At 63.6% G+C, this 23,545-nt stretch carries 19 protein-coding genes; 5 read left to right on the top strand and 14 right to left on the bottom strand.

The annotated features are described in order from the left end of the window. Positions 1 to 132 precede the first annotated feature (132 nt). The 10 genes from hscA to D1Y85_RS06725 all read right to left on the bottom strand — a co-directional run bounded on the left by hscA (position 133) and on the right by D1Y85_RS06725 (position 8,835). Positions 133 to 2,004 carry a Fe-S protein assembly chaperone HscA gene (gene hscA / locus D1Y85_RS06770; protein WP_124150285.1) on the bottom strand — a complete coding sequence of 624 codons (1,872 nt, stop codon included), beginning with the start codon at positions 2,002 to 2,004 and terminating at the stop codon, positions 133 to 135. A 94-nt stretch (positions 2,005 to 2,098) separates the two neighbouring features. Next, a complete protein-coding gene (gene hscB, locus D1Y85_RS06765) occupies positions 2,099 to 2,635 on the bottom strand; it encodes a Fe-S protein assembly co-chaperone HscB (protein ID WP_124150284.1) in 537 nt (178 codons plus the stop codon). A gap of 102 nt (positions 2,636 to 2,737) precedes the next feature. Further along, on the bottom strand, positions 2,738 to 3,061 hold the full coding sequence (gene iscA / locus D1Y85_RS06760) for an iron-sulfur cluster assembly protein IscA (protein WP_124150283.1): 324 nt from the start codon (positions 3,059 to 3,061) through the stop codon (positions 2,738 to 2,740). Positions 3,062 to 3,211: 150 nt separating this feature from the next. Continuing rightward, on the bottom strand, positions 3,212 to 3,610 hold the full coding sequence (gene iscU / locus D1Y85_RS06755) for a Fe-S cluster assembly scaffold IscU (RefSeq protein WP_124150282.1): 399 nt from the start codon (positions 3,608 to 3,610) through the stop codon (positions 3,212 to 3,214). A gap of 86 nt (positions 3,611 to 3,696) precedes the next feature. Continuing rightward, the gene (locus D1Y85_RS06750) at positions 3,697 to 4,920 is read right to left on the bottom strand and encodes an IscS subfamily cysteine desulfurase (protein ID WP_124150281.1); all 1,224 of its coding nucleotides are present in this window, start codon (positions 4,918 to 4,920) and stop codon (positions 3,697 to 3,699) included. A gap of 58 nt (positions 4,921 to 4,978) precedes the next feature. Then, positions 4,979 to 5,512, bottom strand: coding sequence for a Fe-S cluster assembly transcriptional regulator IscR (gene iscR, locus D1Y85_RS06745; protein ID WP_124150280.1), 534 nt, complete (start codon positions 5,510 to 5,512; stop codon positions 4,979 to 4,981). A 163-nt stretch (positions 5,513 to 5,675) separates the two neighbouring features. After that, positions 5,676 to 6,158, bottom strand: coding sequence for a low molecular weight protein-tyrosine-phosphatase (locus D1Y85_RS06740; RefSeq protein ID WP_124150279.1), 483 nt, complete (start codon positions 6,156 to 6,158; stop codon positions 5,676 to 5,678). Between the two features lie 69 nt (positions 6,159 to 6,227). Continuing rightward, on the bottom strand, positions 6,228 to 6,428 hold the full coding sequence (locus D1Y85_RS06735) for a hypothetical protein (protein WP_246024810.1): 201 nt from the start codon (positions 6,426 to 6,428) through the stop codon (positions 6,228 to 6,230). Positions 6,429 to 6,599: 171 nt separating this feature from the next. Continuing rightward, complete coding sequence (locus tag D1Y85_RS06730; RefSeq protein ID WP_124150277.1) at positions 6,600 to 8,039, bottom strand: lactate utilization protein B; 1,440 nt, start codon at positions 8,037 to 8,039, stop codon at positions 6,600 to 6,602. A 73-nt stretch (positions 8,040 to 8,112) separates the two neighbouring features. Then, positions 8,113 to 8,835, bottom strand: coding sequence for a (Fe-S)-binding protein (locus tag D1Y85_RS06725; protein ID WP_124150276.1), 723 nt, complete (start codon positions 8,833 to 8,835; stop codon positions 8,113 to 8,115). A gap of 177 nt (positions 8,836 to 9,012) precedes the next feature. On the opposite strand from D1Y85_RS06725, the gene D1Y85_RS06720 reads away from it, so the two are divergent. Further along, complete coding sequence (locus D1Y85_RS06720; protein WP_124150275.1) at positions 9,013 to 9,819, top strand: IclR family transcriptional regulator; 807 nt, start codon at positions 9,013 to 9,015, stop codon at positions 9,817 to 9,819. A gap of 82 nt (positions 9,820 to 9,901) precedes the next feature. On the opposite strand, the gene pbpG is transcribed toward D1Y85_RS06720, so the two are convergent. After that, entirely contained in the window at positions 9,902 to 11,104 is a 1,203-nt protein-coding gene (gene pbpG / locus D1Y85_RS06715; protein WP_124150274.1) for a D-alanyl-D-alanine endopeptidase, read from the bottom strand. Between the two features lie 678 nt (positions 11,105 to 11,782). On the opposite strand from pbpG, the gene D1Y85_RS06710 reads away from it, so the two are divergent. Beyond that, entirely contained in the window at positions 11,783 to 12,355 is a 573-nt protein-coding gene (locus tag D1Y85_RS06710; protein WP_124150273.1) for a phasin family protein, read from the top strand. 227 nt (positions 12,356 to 12,582) lie between these two features. On the opposite strand, the gene lpdA is transcribed toward D1Y85_RS06710, so the two are convergent. From lpdA to aceE, 3 genes are all read right to left on the bottom strand, one after another. Further along, complete coding sequence (lpdA, locus tag D1Y85_RS06705; protein WP_124150272.1) at positions 12,583 to 14,343, bottom strand: dihydrolipoyl dehydrogenase; 1,761 nt, start codon at positions 14,341 to 14,343, stop codon at positions 12,583 to 12,585. Between the two features lie 127 nt (positions 14,344 to 14,470). Continuing rightward, on the bottom strand, positions 14,471 to 16,108 hold the full coding sequence (gene aceF / locus D1Y85_RS06700) for a dihydrolipoyllysine-residue acetyltransferase (protein ID WP_124150271.1): 1,638 nt from the start codon (positions 16,106 to 16,108) through the stop codon (positions 14,471 to 14,473). A gap of 79 nt (positions 16,109 to 16,187) precedes the next feature. Further along, positions 16,188 to 18,884, bottom strand: a complete 2,697-nt coding sequence (aceE, locus tag D1Y85_RS06695; protein ID WP_124150270.1) for a pyruvate dehydrogenase (acetyl-transferring), homodimeric type — start codon at positions 18,882 to 18,884, stop codon at positions 16,188 to 16,190. A gap of 292 nt (positions 18,885 to 19,176) precedes the next feature. Between aceE and fixL the strand changes: the two genes are divergently transcribed. From fixL to folD, 3 genes are all read left to right on the top strand, one after another. Further along, entirely contained in the window at positions 19,177 to 21,693 is a 2,517-nt protein-coding gene (gene fixL, locus D1Y85_RS06690) for an oxygen sensor histidine kinase FixL (protein WP_124150269.1), read from the top strand. Next, the gene (gene fixJ / locus D1Y85_RS06685; protein WP_124150268.1) at positions 21,690 to 22,337 is read left to right on the top strand and encodes an oxygen response regulator transcription factor FixJ; all 648 of its coding nucleotides are present in this window, start codon (positions 21,690 to 21,692) and stop codon (positions 22,335 to 22,337) included. The genes fixL and fixJ overlap by 4 nt, the downstream gene beginning before the upstream one ends. 235 nt (positions 22,338 to 22,572) lie before the next feature. Beyond that, a complete protein-coding gene (gene folD, locus D1Y85_RS06680) occupies positions 22,573 to 23,430 on the top strand; it encodes a bifunctional methylenetetrahydrofolate dehydrogenase/methenyltetrahydrofolate cyclohydrolase FolD (RefSeq protein WP_124150267.1) in 858 nt (285 codons plus the stop codon). The last annotated feature ends 115 nt before the right edge of the window (positions 23,431 to 23,545 follow it).

Here is a 23,545-nt window from a genome sequence, read left to right as displayed (position 1 = left end):
CCGCCGTCCCAGACGGAGGCCTGCGCCCATTCTACTTTCGCCGCGTGCTTTCCTGAATCGGGAAAGCACGCACACGCCGCGGTGTGCAAAACTTCCTCGCCCGGCGCTTATATCCCTGCTGTCGCGTTGCGTTCAGCCGATTTCGTCGAGCCGCTTGCCCGCCAGCGCCCGTTTGATGCCCTTATTCATGCGGCGCGCGGCGAACTCGTCGGTGCCCTCGGAGAGCGCTTTCGTCGCCGTTTCGATCGCGTCCGTGTCCTCGCCTTGCGCAATCGCGCGCAGCGCGTCGATCAGGGCGTCCACCTCTTTGCGCTCGTCGGCGTCGAGCAATTCGCCGTCGGCGGCAAGTGCCGCTCCGGTCGCCTCGATGATGCGCTCGGCCTCCACCTGCGCTTCGCGCAGCGCCCGGGCGCGCATGTCGATGTCGGCGGTCTTGAAGCTGTCTTCGAGCATCTTCGCGATGTCGTCGTCGGCGAGGCCGTAGGACGGCTTCACCACCACCGACGCCTCGACGCCCGAATGCTGCTCGCGCGCGAACACGGAAAGCAGACCGTCGGCGTCGACCTGGTAGGTCACGCGGATGCGCGCCGCGCCCGCCGCCATCGGCGGAATCCCGCGCAGCTCGAAGCGTGCGAGCGAGCGGCAGTCGGAGACGAGTTCGCGCTCGCCCTGCACGACGTGGATCGCCATCGCGGTCTGGCCGTCCTTGAACGTCGTGAAGTCCTGCGCGCGTGCGACGGGAATCGTCGAATTGCGCGGGATGATCTTCTCGACGAGGCCGCCCATCGTTTCCACGCCGAGCGACAGCGGGATCACGTCGAGCAGCAGCCAGTCGTCCTCCCCGCCACGATTGCCCGCGAGCAGATCGGCCTGGATCGCAGCGCCAAGCGCGACGACCTGATCGGGGTCCAGATTCGTAAGCGGCGTCTTGCCGAAGAACTGCTCGACCGCGCGGCGAATCACCGGCATGCGCGTCGCGCCGCCCACCAGCACCACGCCTTTCACGTCCGCAACCGGGACCTTTGCGTCGCGCAGCGCCTTCTTCGTCGGCATGAGCGTGCGTTGCACGAGCGTTTGCGTGAGGGCTTCGAAACGCGGCTCATCGATCGTCAGCGCGATCTGCGTGCCGTTCGAGAGCGTGACCTCAACACGCGCCTCGGCCGCCGACGAGAGCGCTTCCTTGGCGTCGCGCACGCGATCGAGCATGAGACGCACGTCTTCGGGCGCGAGCGTCGCCGGTTCGATACCGGCCTGCTCCAGCACCCACGCGTAGAGCGCGTGATCGAAGTCGTCGCCGCCGAGTGCCGAATCGCCGCCCGCCGCGAGCACTTCGAACACACCCTTCGTGAGCTTGAGGATCGACAGGTCGAATGTGCCACCGCCGAGGTCATAGACCGCGTAGAGACCTTCCGAGCCGTTGTCGAGGCCGTAGGCGATCGCCGCCGCAGTCGGTTCGTTCAGGAGGCGCAGGACGTTGAGACCGGCGAGGCGCGCGGCGTCCTTCGTCGCCTGACGCTGCGGCTCGTCGAAATACGCAGGCACTGTGATGACAGCGCCCACGAGTTCGTCGCCGAGCGTGTCTTCGGCGCGCTGACGCAGTGTCGCGAGAATTTCCGCCGATACTTCGACAGGGCTCTTCACACCGTCGACGGTCTGGATCTGCACCATGCCCGGCGCGTCGACGAATTCGTACGGCGCGTTCGCCGCACCTTCGACGTCGGTTTTACCGCGGCCCATGAAGCGCTTGACCGAGACGATCGTGTTGCGTGGATCGGTGGCCGCTTCCGCCTTCGCCGTGCGGCCGATGCGGCGGCCGCCGTTCGCGAGATAGCGGACAACGGACGGCAGCAGTACGTGGCCGGCCTCGTCGGGCAACACGTCGGGCACGCCGCTGCGCACGGCGGCAACCAGCGAGTTCGTCGTGCCGAGGTCGATGCCGACCGCCAGCCGCCGCTGATGCGGCGCCGGCGCCATGCCGGGTTCAGAGATTTGCAGTAAAGCCATCTGAGTAATCTTGTACGGGCCTCGCGGCCCTTCTAATCCGTGTTGACGCCCTGCCCGCCACACTGGCCGGCAAGCGCTGCATTCAGTCCCGTGTTCAGCCTTCGAGCCGCTCGATCTTCGCGTCGATCTCGCCCGCCACGCGCTCGATGAACATCAACTGGCGCACCGCCTCGGCCGCCGGCTGGTTCGAGCCGCTATCGAGCAGCGCCGCAAGCTTCACGAAGCGGGCGCGCTCATCGTCGCGCAGTTCCACTGCAAGCGCGTCGAGCGCATCGATGTTCTTCGCGTCGACTGCATCCTCGATCGCTTCGCGCCACTCCATCTGCTGCATCAGGAACGCAGGCTCCATCGCCGTGTTGTTCTCGGCACCGACGTCGATACCGCGCAGATGCAGCAGGTACTTCGCACGCTTGAGCGGATCGCGCAGCGTCTGATACGCCTCGTTCGCGCGCGTGGCCCACTGCATCGCAATGCGCTTTTGCGCGTCACCGGCCGCAGCGAAGCGGTCGGGATGTACCTGCGACTGCACCGTGCGATACGCGTGATCGAGCGCGCTGGCGTCGGTCGCGAACTGCTCGGGCAGACCGAACAGGACGAAGTGGCTATCGGAGAGCGAGGAAAGCGAAGTCATCGAATTATGCTGCCCCGGCGGGGCTCCATCGGGCGCGCCGCGCGCATCCCATCAAAAGTCAAAAAGGCGGCACAGGCCGCCTTTTCACCGCATCGCGCGGGCTCAAACGCGAAAGGACTCGCCGCAGCCGCACTCGTCCTTTACGTTCGGATTATTGAATCTGAAGCCTTCGTTGAGCCCTTCGCGCACGAAGTCGAGTTGCGTGCCGTCGATGTACGAAAGACTCTTCGGATCGACGATGACCTTCACGCCATGACTCTCGAACACGTTGTCCTCGGGCGCGAGTTCATCCACGTACTCGAGCTTGTATGCAAGCCCCGAACAGCCCGTCGTGCGCACGCCGAGACGCAGGCCCACGCCCTTGCCACGCCGCACCAGGTATTTCTGCACGTGCTGTGCTGCTTTTTCCGTCAACGTAATTGCCATAGCGTCATCGCCGCGCCATCGCGCCGTAAGGTCCGGACCCGCCGTCCCTTCGCGCCGCTGCGCAACCCTTGCCTGCATTCAAAGTCGTAACCCCGCAGCGGACGGTGTTCCGTCCGCTGCGCCCCTGCCATGCGCGAGCACGCGTCTCGCTTACGCCGCGTCCACTTGATCCGTATGACGCTGGCGATAATCGGCCACCGCCGCCTTGATCGCGTCTTCCGCGAGAATCGAGCAGTGAATCTTCACCGGCGGCAACGCGAGCTCTTCCGCGATATGCGTGTTCTTGATCGCGAGTGCCTGATCAAGCGTCTTGCCCTTGACCCACTCGGTCACGAGCGAACTCGATGCGATCGCCGAACCGCAACCGTAAGTCTTGAACTTCGCGTCTTCGATGACGCCGTCCGTGCCCACGCGAATCTGCAGCTTCATCACGTCGCCGCAGGCCGGCGCGCCGACCATGCCAGTACCGACCGCGTCGTCGTCCTTCGCGAACGAGCCAACGTTACGCGGGTTTTCGTAGTGGTCCAGAACCTTTTCGCTATATGCCATGATCACACTCCTTCTATTCGTTGGCCGCGCTGCATGCGTCTAGTCGCGATTGCGCTGCGGCCGTATCGGCTTTCAGTCTCGCGCGCTCAGTGCGCGGCCCAGTGGATGGTCGACAGGTCGATGCCGTCCTGGTGCATCTCCCACAGCGGCGAGAGTTCGCGCAGCTTGGCGATCTTCGTCTTCAGCAGGTTGATCACAAAGTCGACTTCTTCTTCGGTCGTGAAGCGGCCCACCGTGAAACGGATCGAGCTGTGAGCCAGTTCGTCGTTGCGGCCGAGCGCGCGCAGCACATACGACGGCTCAAGCGAAGCCGACGTGCACGCCGAACCCGACGACACCGCCACGTCCTTCACCGCCATGATCATCGACTCGCCTTCGACGAAGTTGAAGCTGATGTTCAGGTTGTGCGGGACACGCTGTTCCATGTCGCCGTTCACGTAGGTTTCTTCGATTTCCTTCAGGCCGTTCAGCAGCTTGTCGCGCAACATGCGGATACGCTCGTTTTCCGTCGCCATTTCTTCGTGCGCGATGCGGAACGCCTCGCCCATGCCGACGATCTGGTGCGTGGCCAGCGTGCCCGAGCGCATCCCGCGCTCGTGACCGCCACCGTGCATCTGAGCCTCGATGCGCACGCGCGGCTTGCGTCGCACGTAGAGCGCGCCGATACCCTTCGGGCCATAGGTCTTGTGCGCCGAGAACGACATCAGGTCGACCTTGAGCTTTTGCAGGTCGATGGGCGCCTTGCCCGTCGATTGCGCTGCGTCGACGTGGAAAATGATGCCCTTCTCGCGGCAGATCTCACCAATCGCGTCGATGTCCTGAATCACGCCGATCTCGTTGTTCACGTGCATGACGGAAACGAGAATCGTGTCGGGACGCAGCGCGGCCTTGAACACGTCGAGGTCGATCAGGCCGTTGTCGAGCACGTCGAGATACGTCACGTCATAGCCTTCGCGCTCGAGTTCGCGGCAGGTGTCGAGCACGGCCTTGTGCTCGGTCTTCACCGTGACGATGTGCTTGCCCTTGCTCTTGTAGAAGTGCGCGGCACCCTTGATCGCGAGGTTGTCCGATTCGGTCGCGCCGGAAGTCCAGATGATTTCGCGCGGATCGGCGTTCACGAGCGCGGCGACCTGCTCGCGCGCCTCTTCGACGGCACGCTCCGCATCCCAGCCGTAAGCGTGGCTGCGCGACGCCGGATTGCCGAATTGCTCGCGCAGATACGGAATCATCTTGTCCACCACGCGCGGGTCGACGGGCGTCGTCGCGCTGTAGTCCATATAAATGGGCAGGTGGGGAATGTCGTTTTTCATCTATCGCTCCGGAAATTCTGTGTGCTGCTTTGTGTATTGCGCTGGCCGTGATCCGCGATCATGAACCGGCCATGTTGAATATCGAGTTCGGGCCCAGCGGGACGGGGCGCACCGGATCGTGGGCGGGCGTATCCGCGCGGCGGTCGCGCAGCACGGAGGGCGCGGCGCCGTCGCGCTCGCGCTGCTTCTCCACCAGATCCTTGAGCGACACGGAATCGAGGTACTCGACCATCTTCTGGTTCAGCGTGGACCAGAGTTCGTGCGTCATGCAGTGGCCGTCGTTCTGCTTGGTGCCTTCGCAGGAGCCCTTGCCACCGCACTGCGTGGCGTCGAGCGGCTCGTCGACGGCAATGATGATGTCCGCCACCGTCACATCCTCGGCGCGGCGCGCGAGGTTGTAGCCGCCGCCCGGTCCGCGGACCGATTCGACGATTTCATGACGGCGCAGCTTACCGAACAGCTGTTCGAGGTAAGACAACGAAATGTGCTGGCGCTGGCTGATACCCGCAAGCGTCACCGGGCCCTGCTCCTGGCGCAGTGCCAGGTCAATCATCGCCGTGACGGCGAAACGGCCTTTCGTGGTGAGTCTCATGATGTTTGGGGACAACAATTCTCGACAATTTTCGTCAAGTATAAATACATGAGTATTTTAGTCAAGTACCCGGGACGTTATTTGGGTTAATAAGTGGGCTACGAATACCCAAAAACGCCGCAAAACGTGAAATGGGGTGTGCGTGCGCCATTCCCCGCTCGCGCTAGTCAGCCAGGTGGCCGCGCATCGCCGCGAGAAGTCCGGCGCAGGCAGCCTCGCACTGATCGAGCACTGTCTCGAAGCCAGCCTCGCCGCCGAAATAAGGGTCCGCGACCACGAGCGTGTCCAGCTGCGGAGCGAATTCCATCAGGAGACGGATCTTGTGACGCATCGACGCAGGACACACATCCTGCAGCGCGCTCACGTTCGCATCGTCCATCGCGACGACGAAATCGAAGCGCTGAAAGTCGTCTGCGCGGATCTGACGCGCACGCAGGGGCGTCAGATCGTACCCGCGCCGACCGCCGGCGCGCTGGGCACGCGCATCGGGCGCCTCGCCGATGTGCCAGTCCCCGGTGCCCGCCGAATCGACGCCGATGTGTTCAGCAAGCCCCGCCTCCTCGACCAGACGCAACATCACGGCCTCAGCCGTGGGTGAGCGGCAGATGTTGCCGAGGCAGACGAAACAAACTGAAACGTTTTTCATCGTGTCGAGGGATGGCGCGCGAAGCGTCGCGCAGATCGATTCCGGGCGCGATTATACAAAGCCCATCCGTCAGATCGAACGTGGCACGTCAGCGCGAGTCGCCCCGACGGACACCTTCCCTTCGCTGCCGACGAGGCCATATGACACGGCGCGAGCCAGTTCGGCGGTCAGCTCGCCAGCGGCGAGCGGCATCGTCTGCTGGGCGGATTGCCACGCGTGTATCCATGCAATCGTCGCCAACGGCACGATCAGGGCCAGGGGCCAGTACACCAATATTTTCCTTTTCATGATGCGGATCTCTCGACTGGGGTGCGATCGCGCGGGACACACTATCGCCAGTCGAAATGATATAGACATCCACAATCAGGAAAAACCCGGTCACGCCAAACACACTGTTGCTCCAGATTAAACAGTGCGCCTGGAAGGCTTGAAAAATCTTGCTCAGCCTGCTTGCGACCGACGCCCCGTCGTGTCGAGGTGCGTGTGCCGCGCGGCGTACAACTCGCGAAACGTCCGGCCGACCGGCGCGGGCATGTCGCGTCCGTCGGTCCAGCCGCGTGCGAACGGCAGCCTGTGGATCAGCCGCGCCTGCCCGCCCATACGTTCCAGCACGCGCACACCGAGCTTCGTCATCAGCGCATACACGCCCGGATTGAGCGCGAGCCAGCCCCAGACGGCCAGCGCCGCGCGCTCGCGCCATGGTCGCAGGTGCCGCTCCGTCTGTTTCTCGCGCAGCTTGCGCAGCAGATCGGAGAGCGGGATTCCGACCGGACAGACGCTGTTGCACTCGCCGCAAAGCGTGGCGGCCTGCGGCAGATCGAGCGCCTTGTCGAGACCGACGTAGCTGGGCGTCAGCACGGACCCCATCGGCCCCGGATAGACCCATCCGTAAGTGTGCCCGCCGACCTTCTGGTAGACGGGACAGTGGTTCATGCAGGCGCCGCAGCGAATGCATCGCAGCATCTCCTGGAACTCCCCGCCGATCAGCCCCGTGCGGCCGCCGTCGACGAGCACCACATACATATGCTCCGGGCCATCCCGATCGTCCTTGCCACGCGGCCCGGTCAGCACGGAAAAATAGTTGGAGGTTGCCTGCCCCGTCGCCGAGCGTGGCAACAGGCGCATGGCCGTCGCGAGATCCTCCAGCGTCGGCAGCACCTTCTCGATCCCGGTCACCGCAACATGCACACGCGGCATCACCGTGCACATGCCCTCGTTGCCCTCGTTCGTGACCAGCACGACGGAGCCCGTTTCCGCGATGACGAAGTTGCCGCCTGTCACGCCCATGTCCGCCGACAGGAAATGCGGCCGCAGCATCTCGCGCGCCTCGCGGGTCATGTCGGGGATCTCGGTCAGGCGCGGCTTATGGTGCGTCTTCGCGAAGAGATCGGCGATCTCGTCCTTGTCCTTGTGGACGACGGGCGCAATGATGTGGCTCGGCGGTTCGTTGTTGTTGATCTGCAGAATGTATTCGCCGAGGTCGGTCTCGATCGACTGGACGCCCATCTCTTCGAGCACCGTGTTCAGCCGCATCTCCTCGGACACCATCGACTTAGTCTTGATGACCTTGCGCACGTCGTGCTTGCGAGCGATATCGGCAACGAGCCGCGCCGCATCGCGCGCTGTCTCGGCGTAGAGCACCGTGACGCCGCGCCGCGTCGCCTCGGCTTCGAACTGCTCCAGCCAGACGTCGAGGTTCTCCAGCGCACGATTGCGCCGCGCCTTTAGCGCGGCACGCGTCGCGGAGAAGTCGATCGCCGTGATCGCCTCGGCGCGCGCGGAGACGAACTTCGTCGATAGCTTTGTGAGGTTCTGCTGGAGGCGCTGGTCCGCCAGCTTCTGGCCGGCGCGCGCCTTGAAGTGCATCGACTGGACTTGCATGGCTTGGGATCCTGGGCGTTAGACCGCGGCGAAAATGGCACGCTCAATGGCAGACTTATGCAGCGGTGGCGCGTCAGACGTCGCCCGCCAGCACCTGGGCGATATGGAGCACGCGCGTCGCGGTATCGCCGGTCCTGCGCAAGCGCCCTTCGATATTCAGCATGCAGCCGAGATCGCCGAGCACGACCGCGCCCGTGCCGCTCGCCCGCACATTCGCGCATTTCTCGTCCGCGATGGCGGTCGAAATCGCCCCGTACTTCACCGCGAAGGTCCCGCCGAAGCCACAACAATGCTCGCAGTCCTTCATCTCGCGGACTTCGACGCCGCGCTGCGCGAGCAGCGCGCGCGGCTGGGCCTTCACACCAAGCTCGCGCAAGCCCGAGCAGGAATCGTGATAGGTGACCGGCCCATGGAATTCACCGGGCGGCAACGACACCTTCGCGACGTTGACGAGGAAGTCGGTCAGTTCGTAGACGCGCTCGCGCAGCTTGCCGTAGCGGCTCATGAGTTCGGGGTCGTCGCGGAACAGATCGCCGTAGTGCACGCGGATCATGCCGCCACACGAACCCGACGGCACCACAACGTAGTCGAACTGCTCGAATTCGCGCAGCGTTTTCTCGGCGAGATCGCGGGCGAGCGGGCGCTCGCCGGAGTTGTAGGCGGGCTGCCCGCAACAGGTCTGGGCAGACGGCACCTCCACTTCGTAGCCGGCCTGCTCCAGCAGCTTGATCGTCGAAAAACCGATCTCGGGACGCATTGTGTCGATCAGACAGGTGACGAACAAACCCACTCGCATGGCGGCTCCTCTCTTAAACCGTCCCCGATTATCCGACGTTTCGCGCACGTTACCAACGCATCGTTGCAGGCCGTCCGTGATGACGCGCAGCAGCATAAAGGGCCGCCTGGCGCTTCCCTTTTTCACGATACGAGATACAATGGGCTTCCGCTTCACGCGTCAACCGAATACGAACCCATGAGCGAAAGTGGCAACACGCCCGATCAGAAGACGTCCATTCAGGTGATCGAGCGGATGATGCGCCTGCTGGACGCACTCGCCGCGCACACCGATCCAGTCAGCCTCAAGGAACTGGCGCAGCGCACCGAACTCCATCCCTCCACTGCACACCGAATCCTCAACGACATGGTGAGCTGTCGGCTCGTCGATCGCTCAGATCCGGGCACCTACCGGCTCGGCATGCGTCTGCTGGAACTCGGCAATCTTGTGAAAGCGCGCCTCTCGGTACGTGACGCCGCGCTCACTCCGATGCGCGAGCTGCACCGCCTCACCGGCCAGACCGTGAATCTGTCGGTGCGCCAGGGCGACGAGATCGTCTACATCGAGCGGGCCTACTCGGAGCGTTCGGGTATGCAGGTCGTGCGGGCGATCGGCGGACGTGCGCCGCTGCATCTGACATCGGTCGGCAAGCTCTTTCTCGCCGCCGACGAAGCCAACCGCGTACGCGCTTACGCCACGCGCACTGGCCTCTCGGGTCACACGCGCAACAGCATTACCGACCTTAGCCGCCTCGAGCGCGAACTGGCTCACGTGCGCCAGCAGTCGTGTGCGCGCGATAACGAGGAACTGGAATTGGGTGTGCGCTGCATCGCGGCCGGCATCTACGACGACACCGGCAAGCTGGTCGCAGGACTCTCGCTGTCGGCGCCCGCCGACCGCCTGCAGGATTCGTGGCTCGGCCAGCTCAGCAAAACCGCGCTGGTCATCTCTGAATCGCTCGGCTACCACCCTGAGCCCGCCGAGGGCGCCTCGCAGACTGCGTAAGCGCTGCGTCGCGCATCGACTGCAAAAAAGCAAACGCCCCGCAATAACGGGGCGTTTCGCATTGGAGACAAGCTCAGGACGATCAGGTTCCCGGGCCGCCCGCGTCTGCACTCGTGATACGCGGCTGCTGGTCGGCGCCGCCGGCGTCGAGCCACGCGCGCACGCGCGACGCGTCCGCAAAGCGCGAGTATTTGCCGCTCGAATCGAGCAGCACCATGATCACCGGACGGTTGCGAATGGTCGCCTGCATCACGAGGCATTCACCCGCTTCGTTGATGAAGCCAGTCTTTTGCAGACCGATGTCCCACGACGGATTGCGAACCAGCGCATTCGTGCTGTTGTAGGCAATCGTGCGCTTGCCCGTGTACACGTCGTAGCTGTGGTCCGTCGAGAACTTGCGGATCATCGGGTACTGGTACGCGGCATTGGCCATCTTCACGAGATCGCGTGCGCTCGAGACGTTCTGGCTGGAAAGGCCCGTCGAGTTCTCGAAGTGCGTATCCGTCATGCCGAGTTGCTTCGCCTTGGCGTTCATCGCGGCGATGAACGCCGGACGGCCACCCGGATAGAAACGGGAAAGCGCCGCCGCGGCGCGGTTCTCCGACGCCATCAGCGCGATGTGCAGCATGTCCTCGCGCGTCAGCACCGACCCCACAGCGAGACGCGAACCGGTGTTCTTCTCGTAGTCGCGGTCTTCGTCCGAGACTTCGATCTGATCCGTGAGCGGTTCCTTCGAATCGAGCACGACCATTGCGGTCATCAGCTTCGAGATCGAGGCGATCGGCACGACGGCGTGCGAGTTCTTGTCGAAAAGCGGTTCGAGCGTGTTCTGGTCGACGACGTAGGCAACGCCCGAGCGCAGCGCCAGCGCGTCCGGCGATTCGTGCAGGCCGAACGCCTGGCCGACGCTGGGCTGACGCGGCTCGAACGTGACACGGCGCATCGCCGTGTGGTGGTGGCCGGTCATCGTGTAGGCCACGCGCTTTTTCTTCGTGACCGGACGCGCTGCGTCCTCACCGGACGCGACAGCGCCCGGCGCTTTAGCAGACTTCTGAGAGACCTTGGCCGGCGCCGTTGCCGCGGCGGGCGCCGAAGCGGGCGCCACCTTTTTGGTGGCTTTTTTCGCCTTCGTGGTTTTGGCTGCCGTGCCATCTTGCGTTGCAGCGAAGGCGCTCATGGGCGCAGCAATCGTTGCACTGATCGCCAGGGAGACAGCCACCGACAGCACGGTGCTGGCAATCGCACCGTGCATCAGTTTGAACGACAGGAGCTTGTCCGATTTCATTGGTGTTCTGGATGGAGCGACAGGAACGTTCGCCAAGTGTAGTAAAACAACGAAAATTACGCAAATTGAAGCACTTATCTGTGCTCATTAAACCGAAGTCTGACCTCCGATTTAAGCAACCGATAGCCTTCAAATACCCGATGCAAAACTGCAATCGCAATACCGGACCACCCTTCCGGCACGGCACCGTCTTCGTTTGCACGGAGTTAACGGCACCGGCGGGGTCAAACTTGACTTCGGGAAAAAATACCGGGGAACGATCGCCTCGAGGATTCTTTTTCGACTGCGATGGGTCCTTAACGCGCTATCCCGTAATTTGGTGCACGCATTAAGGATAATCCCTCACTAGTACACCGCAATTCCTACACAGGTCTATCAGTTGGAGAGCAAACACATCTTGCCAGATGCAGCGGGATTTTGCCGATTGCGATCCATGATGTCACCTGTTACGCCCGTCGAAGCGCAGCGATCGAGCCCCAATCAGCGGGCATAAGCATCTGTTTAATAACAAATTATTGACATTGTGCGACGCACAAATAGCGCTTGACTTTCTTTGACACCATCCTACAATCGGTACCAATGTTGCGACGCACAAAGCTCGCATCAGACCACCTGAGTCTTGCCTCTTACTTACACGGACCGCATCAGACGGCCCGTCATCAATCCAGGAGCGTAAATATGAGTCTGCTGACCCCTGAGCAATTCGCCGCTGCCCAGAAAGCCAATCTCGAAACCCTCTTTGGTCTGACCAGCAAGGCGTTCGAGGGTGTGGAAAAACTCGTCGAATTGAACCTTCAGGCCGTTCGCTCGAATCTGGCGGAAACGCAAGAGCACGCACAGCGCGCGCTGTCCGCGAAGGACGCGCAGGAATTGCTGGCCCTGCAAGCGGGCTATGCCCAGCCGCTGGCTGAAAAGGTGCTCTCGTATGGCCGTCACGTCTACGAAATCGCCTCGGCCACGCAAGCCGAATTCGCGAAGGTCGCCGAAGCGCACTATGAAGAGCAGAACCGCAAGGTGCAGTCGCTCGTCGACAACGTCGCGAAAAACGCCCCGGCAGGTTCCGAGACGGCTGTCGCTGTGATCAAGTCCGCGATCAACGCGGCCAACACGACGTACGAAACGGTTCAAAAGGCCACGAAGCAAGCCGTGGAAATGGCCGAAAGCAATTTCAACGCAGCCACCGCTGCCGCCAGCAAGGCCGCCGCGCAAGCATCGCGCTCGGCTGCCGCTACGGCCAAGAAGACCGTTTAACGTCTGGTTGTGCCGAGGGCGGGTGCGCGCGAGTAAGGTGGCGCGCGCCGACGCGCTGGACCTGACGCTCCGGCATGCCGGCGAACGGCATGCCGCTTGCCCGGTCTCAAGTGGCCGGGAATTTTTTGCACGCGGGCGCCCTCTCGCAGCACACCTGCGGAACCCATGACAAAACGGCGCACCCCTCGCGGGGTGCGCCGTTTCCATTTGCTCACAGCAAAGCGCGCTTACTTCTTCTTTTGCGGCGGCAGGTCCGTGCAGACGCCTTCGTACAGTTCGGCGGCCATGCCGATCGATTCGCCCAGCGTCGGGTGCGGATGGATCGTCTTGCCGATGTCCTCCGCGTCCGCGCCCATCTCGACGGCGAGACAGACTTCGCTGATGAGATCGCCTGCGTTCAGGCCGACAATGCCCCCACCGATCACGCGATGCGTCTCTTCGTCGAAGAGCAGCTTCGTGAAGCCTTCGTCGCGGCCGTTGGCGATCGCACGGCCCGATGCGGCCCACGGGAACACCGCCTTGCCGTACTTGATGCCTTCGGCCTTGCACTGGTCTTCGGTCTTGCCGGCCCAGGCGACTTCCGGATCGGTGTAGGCCACCGACGGAATCTGCAGCGCGTCGAAGTACGCCTTCTCGCCATGCGCCGCTTCCGCCGCCACGTGGCCTTCATGCACGGCCTTGTGCGCGAGCATCGGCTGCCCGACGACGTCGCCGATCGCGAAGATGTGCGGCACGTTAGTGCGCATCTGCTTGTCGACGTCGATGAAACCGCGATCGGTTACCGCGACGCCGGCCTTGTCAGCGCCGATTTTCTTGCCGTTGGGCGAGCGTCCGACGGCGACCAGCACGAGGTCATAGCGCTGCGGCTCGGCGGGCGCCTTCTCGCCTTCGAACGTGACGTAGATGCCGTCGGCTTTCGCCTCGGCCTTCGTCGTCCTCGTTTTGAGCATGACGTTCGCGAAGCGATTCGCGTTGTACTTCTCCCAGACCTTCACTAGATCGCGGTCCGCACCGTACATCAGGCCGTCGAGCATTTCCACGACGTCGATCTGCGCGCCGAGCGTCGAATAGACCGTCGCCATTTCGAGGCCGATGATGCCGCCGCCGATCACGAGCATCTTCTGCGGGATCTGGCGCAGTTCGAGCGCGCCGGTCGAATCGACCACGCGCGGGTCTTCGGGCATGAACGGCAGCTTCACCGCCTGCGACCCGGCCGCGATGATCGCCTGCGCGAACTTCACGACCTTCTTGCCGCCCTCGCCCACGACTTCCATGTGGTGCGGATCGACGAACGAACCGAGGCCGGTCACGACCTCGACCTTGCGCGCCTTCGCCATGCCCGCGAGACCGCTCGTCAGTTTCTTGACGACGCCGGACTTGAAGTCGCGGAGTTTGTCGAGATCGACTTGCGGCTTGCCGAACGTGATGCCGTGCGCGGCCAGTGCTTCGGCTTCCTCAACAACGAGCGCTGTATGCAGAAGCGCCTTCGACGGAATGCAACCCACGTTCAGGCACACGCCACCGAGTGTCGAATACCGCTCGACCAGCACGGTCTTCATGCCGAGATCGGCCGCGCGGAATGCAGCCGAGTAACCGCCGGGGCCGGCGCCCAGCACGAGCATGTCGCATTCGATGTCGGCCCCACCGCTGTAGCTGCCCGCCGCAGGTGCAGGTGCCGCGGCCTTCGGTGCTTCCTGCTTCGGCGCTTCGGCCTTGGGAGCCGGTGCAGCTGCGCCCGCAGCGGCACCAGCGGAAACCTCAACCAGCGCGATCACGGTGCCTTGCGAGACCTTGTCGCCCTGCTTGATCTTCACTTCCTTGACGGTGCCCGCGACGTCGCTCGGCACTTCCATCGTGGCCTTGTCCGACTCGAGCGCGAGCAGCGTCTGTTCTTTTTCGATGACGTCGCCGGCCTTGATATTGACCTCGATGACATCGATGTCCTTGAAGTCGCCGATGTCCGGCACTTTCACTTCGACGAGACTCATGGTGTCCCCTTGTGTCGACCGCAGTCAGCTTTAGCGCTTACTGCGGTCCCATTACTTTGCTAGATCGACGGAAGCGACCGGCTGGCCGCCCCGCGCAGTGGGCGGCCAGCCGGTCAGCGAAGCGGCTTTACAGGATCACGCGGCGGAAATCGCCGAGGATCGAGACGAGGTACGCGTTAAAGCGTGCGGCTTCCGCGCCGTCGATCACACGATGGTCATACGACAGCGACAGGGGCAGCGTGAGGCGCGGCACGAACTGCTTGCCGTCCCACACCGGCTTCATCGCGCTACGCGACAGGCCGAGAATGGCCACTTCCGGCGCGTTGATGATCGGCGTGAAGTTCGTGCCACCGATGCCGCCAAGCGACGAGATCGAGAAGCAGCCGCCCTGCATCTGGTCGGGCTTGAGCTTGCCTTCACGCGCGAGCTTCGAGAGTTCGGCCATTTCCTTCGCGATATCGACGAGACCCTTCTTGTCCGCATCGCGGATCACCGGGACGACGAGACCGTTCGGCGTGTCGGCGGCGAAACCGACGTGGTAGTACTGCTTGAAGACGAGATTGTCGCCGTCGAGGCTCGCATTGAAAGTCGGGAATTTCTTCAGCGCCCCGACGCAGGCCTTGATGACGAACGCGAGCATCGTGAACTTCACGCCCGACTTCTCGTTTTCCTTGTTCAGCTGCACGCGCAGCGCTTCGAGGTCGGTGATGTCCGCTTCGTCGTTGTTCGTGACGTGCGGGATCATGACCCAGTTGCGGTGCAGGTTCGCGCCCGAGATCTTCTTGATGCGCGAGAGCGGCTTCGGATCGATCGGACCGAACTTCGTGAAATCGACCTTCGGCCAGGGCAGCAGGTTCAGCTCGCCGCCCGCGCCGCCAGCCGGTGCGCCCGCGGCAGCCGGCGCGGCCAGCGCGCCCGTCATGACGCCCTTCACGAACGTGGTGACGTCGTCCTGGGTAATGCGGCCCTTCGGACCCGTACCTTGCACGCGCGACACGTCGACGCCCAGTACACGAGCGAACTTGCGCACCGACGGCGACGCATGGCTCGGACGGCGCGTACCGCCTTCACCTGCCGGAATGATCGGCGCCTGCGCCAGTGCCGATGGTGCGGCAACCGCGGGACTGGCCGCTGGGGGCACAGGTGCGTCCGCCGGCACTTCGACCGGGTGCTTCGGCGCGGGTGCGGCGGCGGGAGCGCCTGCCGCTTCGGCCTCGATCACGAGGATGCCCGTGCCTTCGGAAACTTCATCGCCGACCTTGACGAGGATTTCCTTGACGACGCCGGCCAGCGGGCTCGGCACGTCCATGGTCGCCTTGTCGGACTCCAGCGTGACGAGCGACTGCTCCTTCTCGACGCGGTCGCCCACCTTCACGGCGATTTCGATGACCGGCACGCCCTTGTAATCGCCGATGTCCGGCACCTTGACCGTTTGTACACCGCCGCCGGTAGCGGCTGCTGCAGGTGCAGCGGGTGCGGGTGCTGCAGCGGGCGCCGCAGCCGGTGCAGGCGCGGCGGCATCGCCTGCACCATCCAGCACGAGGACGAGCACGCCTTCCGACACGTTATCGCCTACCTTGACTCGCACTTCCTTGACCGTGCCCGATGCGGGGCTCGGCACGTCCATGGTCGCCTTGTCGGACTCCAGCGTGATGAGCGACTGCTCTTTTTCGACGGTATCACCCGCCTTGACCAGCACCTCGATCACAGGAATGTCCTTGTAATCGCCGATGTCCGGCACCTTCACTTCGATCGCTTGACTCATTGTTGTGTCTCCGGGGCCGCATGCGAGAGGCCTCCCCGCTTCGGGGAGGCCGCACATGCGATGCGCGAGGGGTGATGCGTTAGACGGTCATCGGGTTGGGTTTGGACGGATCGAGGTTGTACTTCGCAATGGCGTCGGCTACGACCTTGCGCTCGATCTTGCCTTCGTCCGCGAGCGCGTTAAGCGCCGCAACCGTCGTCCAGTAACGATCGACTTCGAAGAAGTGACGCAGCTTTTCACGTGTATCCGAACGGCCGAAACCGTCGGTGCCGAGCACCACGAACTTGCGCGGAACGAGGCCGCGGATCTGGTCGACGAGCGCACGCACATAGTCGGTCGACGCAATGACCGGACCTTGCGTGTCCTTGAGCAGCTTCTCGACGTGCGATTCGCGACGCGGCTCGCCCGGATGCAGCAGGTTCCAGCGCTCGATTTCGTGGCCTTCGCGCGCGAGTTCCGTGAAGCTCGGCACGCTCCAGATATCGGCTTCGACGCCCCACTCGTTCTTGAGCATGTCGGCGGCGGCGATCACTTCGTTCAGGATCGTGCCCGCGCCCATCAGTTGCACGCGCGGATTCTTCGAGTTCGCGTCGGCCTTGCGGAACGCGTACATGCCCTTGATGATGTCCGCCGCTACCTGCTCGCCCTGCGGAATCGCCGGGTGCTCGTAGTTCTCGTTCATCACCGTGACGTAATAGAACACGTCTTCCTGGTCCTGCACCATGCGGCGCAGACCATCCTGCATGATCACGGCGAGTTCATAGCCGAACGTCGGATCGTAGCTCACGCAGTTCGGCACGGAAGCGGCCCACATCAGCGAGTGGCCGTCTTCGTGCTGCAGGCCTTCGCCGTTCAGCGTCGTACGGCCCGCCGTGCCGCCCAGCAGGAAGCCGCGCGAACGCATGTCACCGGCCGCCCACACGAGGTCGCCGATGCGCTGCATGCCGAACATCGAGTAGAAGATGTAGAACGGCACCATGATCTCGCCGTGCGTCGAGTACGACGTCGCGGCGGCGATCCAGTCGGCCATGCCGCCGGCTTCGTTGATGCCTTCCTGCAGGATCTGGCCGGTCTGCGATTCCTTGTAGAACATCAGCTGGTCGGAGTCTTCCGGCACGTACTTCTGGCCGTCCTGGTTCCAGATACCGATCTGGCGGAAGAGACCTTCCATGCCGAAGGTACGCGACTCGTCCGGCACGATCGGCACGACGCGCTTGCCGAGCGCCTTGTCCTTCAGCAGGATGTTCAGGATCCGCACGAACGCCATCGTCGTCGAGATCTCGCGGCCTTCGCCCGAGCCCTTGAGCAGCGGCTCGAATGCGTCGAGCGCCGGCACCGGCAGCGACTCCGCCTTCTGGCGGCGCGCAGGCAGGTAGCCGCCGAGGTCCATGCGGCGCTGGCGCATGTACTCGAGTTCCTTCGACCCTTCCTCGAACGTGAGGTAAGGCACGTCGACGATCTGTTCGTCGGTAATCGGCAGACGGAACTGGTCGCGGAACTTCTTGAGCTGATCCACCTGCATCTTCTTCTGCTGGTGGGTGATATTCATCGCCTGGCCGGCTTCGCCCATGCCGTAGCCCTTGATCGTCTTCGCGAGGATGACGGTCGGTTGGCCCTTGGCGTTGCTGGCTTGCTGGAAGGCCGCGTAGATCTTGTGCGGATCATGGCCGCCGCGGTTCAGGTTCCAGATGTCGTCGTCGGACCAGTCGGCGACGAGCGCCTTCAGTTCCGGCGAGTTGAAGAAGTGCTCGCGCACGTAGGCGCCCGACTCCGACTTGTACGTCTGGTACTCGCCGTCGACGACGTCCATCATGCGGCGCATCAGCGCGCCCGATTTGTCGCGTGCGAACAGCGCGTCCCAGCGGCTGCCCCAGATGACCTTGATGACGTTCCAGCCCGCGCCGCGGAATTCGCCTTCCAGTTCCTGGATGATCTTGCCGTTGCCGCGCACCGGGCCGTCAAGACGCTGCAGGTTACAGTTGATGACAAACACGAGGTTGTCGAGACGCTCGCGGCCGGCCATGCCGATCGCGCCGAGCGATTCCGGCTCGTCGGTCTCGCCGTCGCCGAGGAAGGCCCAGACCTTGCGGCCTTCGGTCTTGGCGATGCCGCGCGCATGCAGGTACTTCATGAAGCGCGCCTGGTAGATCGCCATGATCGGGCCGAGGCCCATCGAGACGGTCGGGAATTGCCAGAAGTCCGGCATCAGCCACGGGTGCGGATACGACGGGATGCCCTCGCCGCCCACTTCCTGACGGAAGTTGTCGAGCTGCTTGACCGTCAGGCGGCCGAGCAGGAACGCGCGCGAGTAGACGCCCGGCGACGAGTGGCCTTGCACGAAAATGAGATCGCCGCCGTGTTCCGCGGACGGCGCACGCCAGAAGTGGTTGTAGCCGACGTCATAGAGCGTCGCGGCCGAGGCGAACGAAGCGATGTGGCCGCCGACGTTCGTGTGCTTGCCGGCGCGCAGCACCATCGCCATGGCGTTCCAGCGCGTGTACGAGCGGATGCGGTGTTCGATGTCCTGGTCGCCGGGATTCTGTACCTGATTGGCGACCGGGATGGTGTTGATGTACGGCGTGTTCGCCGAGAACGGCAGATGCTCGCCATGCACGCGGGCGAACTCGATCTGCTTTTCGATCAAATAGTGGGCGCGGTCGGGACCGACCGTCGAGATGACGCCGTCCAGTGCTTCAAGCCATTCGGCGGTTTCCTGGGGATCTTCGTCCTTGTCGGCGGCTACGTACTTCAGGACTTCGTCGGGTACAGCGGACATGCTCGTCTCCTGATCTAGGGAACGCTGTTGATCGGACCATGCGGGCGACTTGCCCGACACGAGCCAGGGCCAACCGCAGTAACTTTCGGGCGATTGTAATGACCCCCTGCGGCCTTGCGCAACAAAATTTTCGAATGGCGAGATGTAATTTTATAATATGAAAAAATGTTGCAGTGCACGCTGAATAGTTCGCGAACCTGCCGCGATAACGGCCAGTTTGCGCCCGTTTATCGCCCATTTATCGTTTTTTTACCGGCAATTCCGTGTCTTACGCTGAGCTACAATCCTTGCCATGTTGACCGAACGGCTTTTCGCACGCTCGGCGCGGCCGCCCGGTTCGCCCGGCGACTCGTCGCCGTCTCGCTGGCACCACGGACCCTGGTGGTCCAATTCCTATTTGCTCACGCCGCTCCTGTCGATCCTGGTGTTCCTGGTCGTCATGAGCCTGATCCTGTGGAGCCTCAACCGCCGCGAGCAGCAGCAGCAGGAAGACACGCTGTACCGCAATGTCGCGTGGGCCCAGCAGCAGATCCGCCTTTCGATGACGGGCGCGCAAGAACAGCTGCAGGCGCTCGCGCGAGACATCGCCGCCGGCCACGCCGACCCGAAGTCGTTCCAGGTGTCCACCACGGACATCATGCAAGGGCATCCCGAGATCCTCTACCTGAACTGGTATACGAGCGACGAACAACCGCGCTGGCCGAGCACGGCCATGCCAATGTTCGGCCAGCGGCTCGCGAAGCCAAGCGACCAGCAGATGGATGAAGCGGTCAAGGCCGCTTTCGCCGAGGCACGGGCGACGCGTCGCCAGGTCTATTCGCCGATCATTTACGACGATCTCGGCAACGGGTACATCACGCTGCAGACACCTGTATACCGCGACCGCGAATTTCTTGGCTCGATCGCGGCCGTGTTCTCGATCGAAGGCATCCTGAAGCACGACATCCCGCCCGAGCTGTCGGCCAAGTACAAGATCTCGATCATCGACGCGAATAATCGCGAACTCGCCACCACCTCGACGCGTCCGCGTTTGCCGCGTGACGTGTACTACGACCTGCCGCTCGACCCGCCGGGCCAGGGCCTCTCCGTGCGCGTGTATTCGTACCCGCAGATGACCAACTTCACGAACAACACGCTCGTGTGGCTGGTTGCGGGTCTGTCGTGCTTCGTGCTGTGGAGCCTCTGGAGCCTGTGGAAACACACGCGCCAGCGTTTCGAGGCGCAGCAGGCGCTCTATGCGGAAGCGTTCTTCCGCCGCGCGATGGAAAACTCGGTGCTGATCGGCATGCGCGTGCTCGACATGCACGGCCGCATCACGCACGTGAACCCCGCGTTTTGTCGCATGACCGGGTGGGACGAAAGCGACCTCGTCGGCAAGAACCCGCCGTTCCCGTACTGGCCGCGCGACGCGTACCCGGAAATGCAGCGTCAGCTCGATATGACATTGCGCGGCAAGGCGCCCTCCTCCGGGTTCGAATTGCGCGTGCGACGCAAGGACGGCTCGCAGTTCCATGCGCGACTTTATGTCTCTCCGCTCATCGACAGTTCGGGCCGTCAAACCGGCTGGATGTCGTCGATGACGGACATCACCGAACCGAAGCGCGCCCGCGAGGAACTCGCCGCCGCGCACGAGCGCTTCACCACGGTGCTGGAGAGCCTCGACGCCGCCGTGTCCGTGCTCGCCGCCGACGAAGCCGAACTGCTGTTCGCGAACCGCTACTACCGCCACCTGTTCGGCATCCGTCCGGACGGCCATCTGGAACTGGCGGGCGGTGGCGGATTCGATTCGGCGAACGCGTCGTCGGACTCGATCGACATGGTCGACGCCTTCGCGGGCCTGCCCGCCGCGGCGCTCACCGAGAGCACCGCCGACGCGCAGGAAGTGTACGTAGAGAGCATCCAGAAGTGGTTCGAAGTGCGGCGCCAGTACATCCAGTGGGTGGACGGCCACCTCGCGCAGATGCAGATCGCAACCGACATCACCACGCGCAAGCAGGCCCAGGAACTCGCCCGCCAGCAGGATGAAAAGCTGCAGTTCACGAGCCGCCTGATGACGATGGGCGAAATGGCGTCGTCGCTCGCGCACGAGCTGAACCAGCCGCTCGCCGCGATCAACAACTATGCGTCAGGCACTGTAGCGCTCGTGAAGTCTGGCCGCGCCGCACCCGAGAACCTGCTGCCGGTACTCGAGAAAACGGCCCAGCAGGCCGTGCGCGCGGGCATGATCATCAAGCGCATCCGCGAGTTCGTGAAGCGCTCCGAACCGAAGCGCCAGGCCACGCGCGTCGCCGATATCGTCGCCGACGCCGTGGGCCTCGCCGAAATCGAAGCGCGCAAGCGCCGCATCCGCATCGTGACCGACATGCGCTCGCGCATGCCTGTGATCTATGTCGATCCGGTGCTGATCGAGCAGGTGCTCGTCAATCTTTTGAAGAACGCCGCCGAAGCCATGGCCGAAGCGCGTCCGAACGCGATGGATCCGGTGATCCGCGTCGTCGTGAAACGCGATGGCGGCAATGTGTGCATCAGCGTCGTGGACCAGGGCCCCGGCGTGGACGAAGCCACGGCCGAACGCCTCTTCGAACCGTTCTACAGCACCAAGTCCGATGGCATGGGCATGGGGCTGAACATTTGCCGTTCGATCATCGAATCGCACCGCGGGCGCCTGTGGGTGGTGAACAACGTCGAAGCCGACGGCCACATCAGCGGTGCCACGTTCCATTGCAGTCTGCCGATCGGCGAAGCGGATACACCGTCACGCGACGGCACCGAAGAACCGACTCCAACAACCGTTACGGGAGAGCCATGAACAGCCCAGTCACCACTCAGGAAACTGTCTTTGTTGTCGACGACGATGAGGCAGTACGAGACTCCCTGCGCTGGCTGCTCGAAGCGAACGGCTACCGTGTGCAGTGCTTCAACAGCGCGGAAGAGTTCATCGAGACGTACCAGCCGGCGCAACAAGCCGGGCAGATCGCTTGCCTCATTCTGGATGTACGGATGTCGGGCATGAGCGGGCTCGAACTGCAAGAGCGCCTGATCGCCGAGAACGCCGCGCTGCCGATCATCTTCGTGACGGGTCACGGCGACGTGCCGATGGCCGTCTCGACGATGAAGAAAGGCGCGATGGACTTCATCGAAAAGCCGTTCGACGAAGCAGAGCTGCGCAAGCTGGTCGAGCGCATGCTCGACAAGGCCCGCAGCGAGAGCAGCAACGTTCAGCAGCAGCGCGCTGCCGCCGAGCGCCTCGGCAAACTGACTGCGCGCGAGCACCAGGTGCTCGAGCGCATCATCGCAGGCCGTCTGAACAAGCAGATCGCCGACGATCTCGGCATCAGCATCAAGACCGTCGAAGCGCACCGCGCGAACATCATGGAGAAGCTGAACGTCAACACGGTCGCCGATCTGTTGCGTCTCGCGCTCTCCAACAAGCCGCAGCAGCCGCAGCAGTAAGCGGCGGCGCCACCGCAGCGGTCTCACGTCCCGCGCAACCACCGGCCTTAGTGGCCGGGCCGGTTCGCGGGACGCTTTGCATTGGCGCACCAGCCGCACTCCCCCGCGCCATCCCCGCACGCCGAAACGCCCCCCCAGGCGACGGTATAATATCGGCCTTCGCAACGGCCCCGCCCGGATCACGCCGCGCAGCTTCCGTTGCTCCCGCATTGCCCATTCTCGACCTCGACCGACCATGACAGCCACCCTCATCGACGGCAACGCCCTCTCAAAGCAACTGCGCGCCGACGTCGCCACGCGCGCCGCCGCCCTCACCGCCCGCGGGCATCGACCGGGCCTCGCCGTCGTGCTGGTCGGCGACAATCCGGCTAGCGAAGTCTACGTGCGCAACAAGGTGAAGGCCTGCGAGGACAACGGCCTCTATTCGTCGCTCGACCGCTATCCGGCCACGCTTTCCGAGGCCGGCCTGCTCAAGCGCATCGACGAACTGAACAACGACCCGAAGATCCACGGCATCCTCGTGCAACTGCCGCTGCCGAAGCACATCGACAGCCATAAGGTCATCGAAGCCATCGCGCCCGAAAAGGACGTGGATGGCTTTCACGTCGCCAACGCAGGCGCGTTGATGACGGGCCAGCCGCTCTTTCGCCCTTGCACGCCCTACGGCGTGATGAAGATGTTCGAGGCGCACAAGATCGCGCTCACGGGCGCGAATGCGGTAGTGATCGGCCGCTCGAATATCGTCGGCAAGCCGATGGCCATGCTCCTGCTCGAAGCCGGCGCGACCGTCACGGTCTGCCACAGCAAGACGCGCGATCTCGCGGCGCACACGCGCGAGGCAGACGTCGTCGTGGCGGCCGTGGGCAAGCGCAACATCCTCACCGCCGACATGGTGAAGCCCGGCGCGACCGTGATCGACGTGGGCATGAACCGCGACGACAACGGCAAGCTCTGCGGCGACGTCGACTTCGCGGGCGTGAAGGAAGTGGCCGGGCATATCACGCCGGTGCCGGGCGGCGTCGGCCCGATGACCATCACGATGCTGCTCGTCAATACGATCGAGGCCGCCGAGCGCGCCGCGGCGAACGCCTGACGCGCTTTCACTTTCATGACTCGCGCCGCGCCGCTCGCGCGCGGCCAGCGGCACAGAAGAAGCGGCCTTTTGAAGGCCGCTTTTTTGCGCCCACGTCTGGCACTCAATGCTACGC

The organism is Paraburkholderia dinghuensis (genome assembly GCF_003837865.1).
GTDB classification, from domain to species: domain Bacteria; phylum Pseudomonadota; class Gammaproteobacteria; order Burkholderiales; family Burkholderiaceae; genus Paraburkholderia; species Paraburkholderia dinghuensis.
Note: the sequence above shows the minus strand (reverse complement) of the source record. Positions and strands in the feature narration are given on the sequence as shown.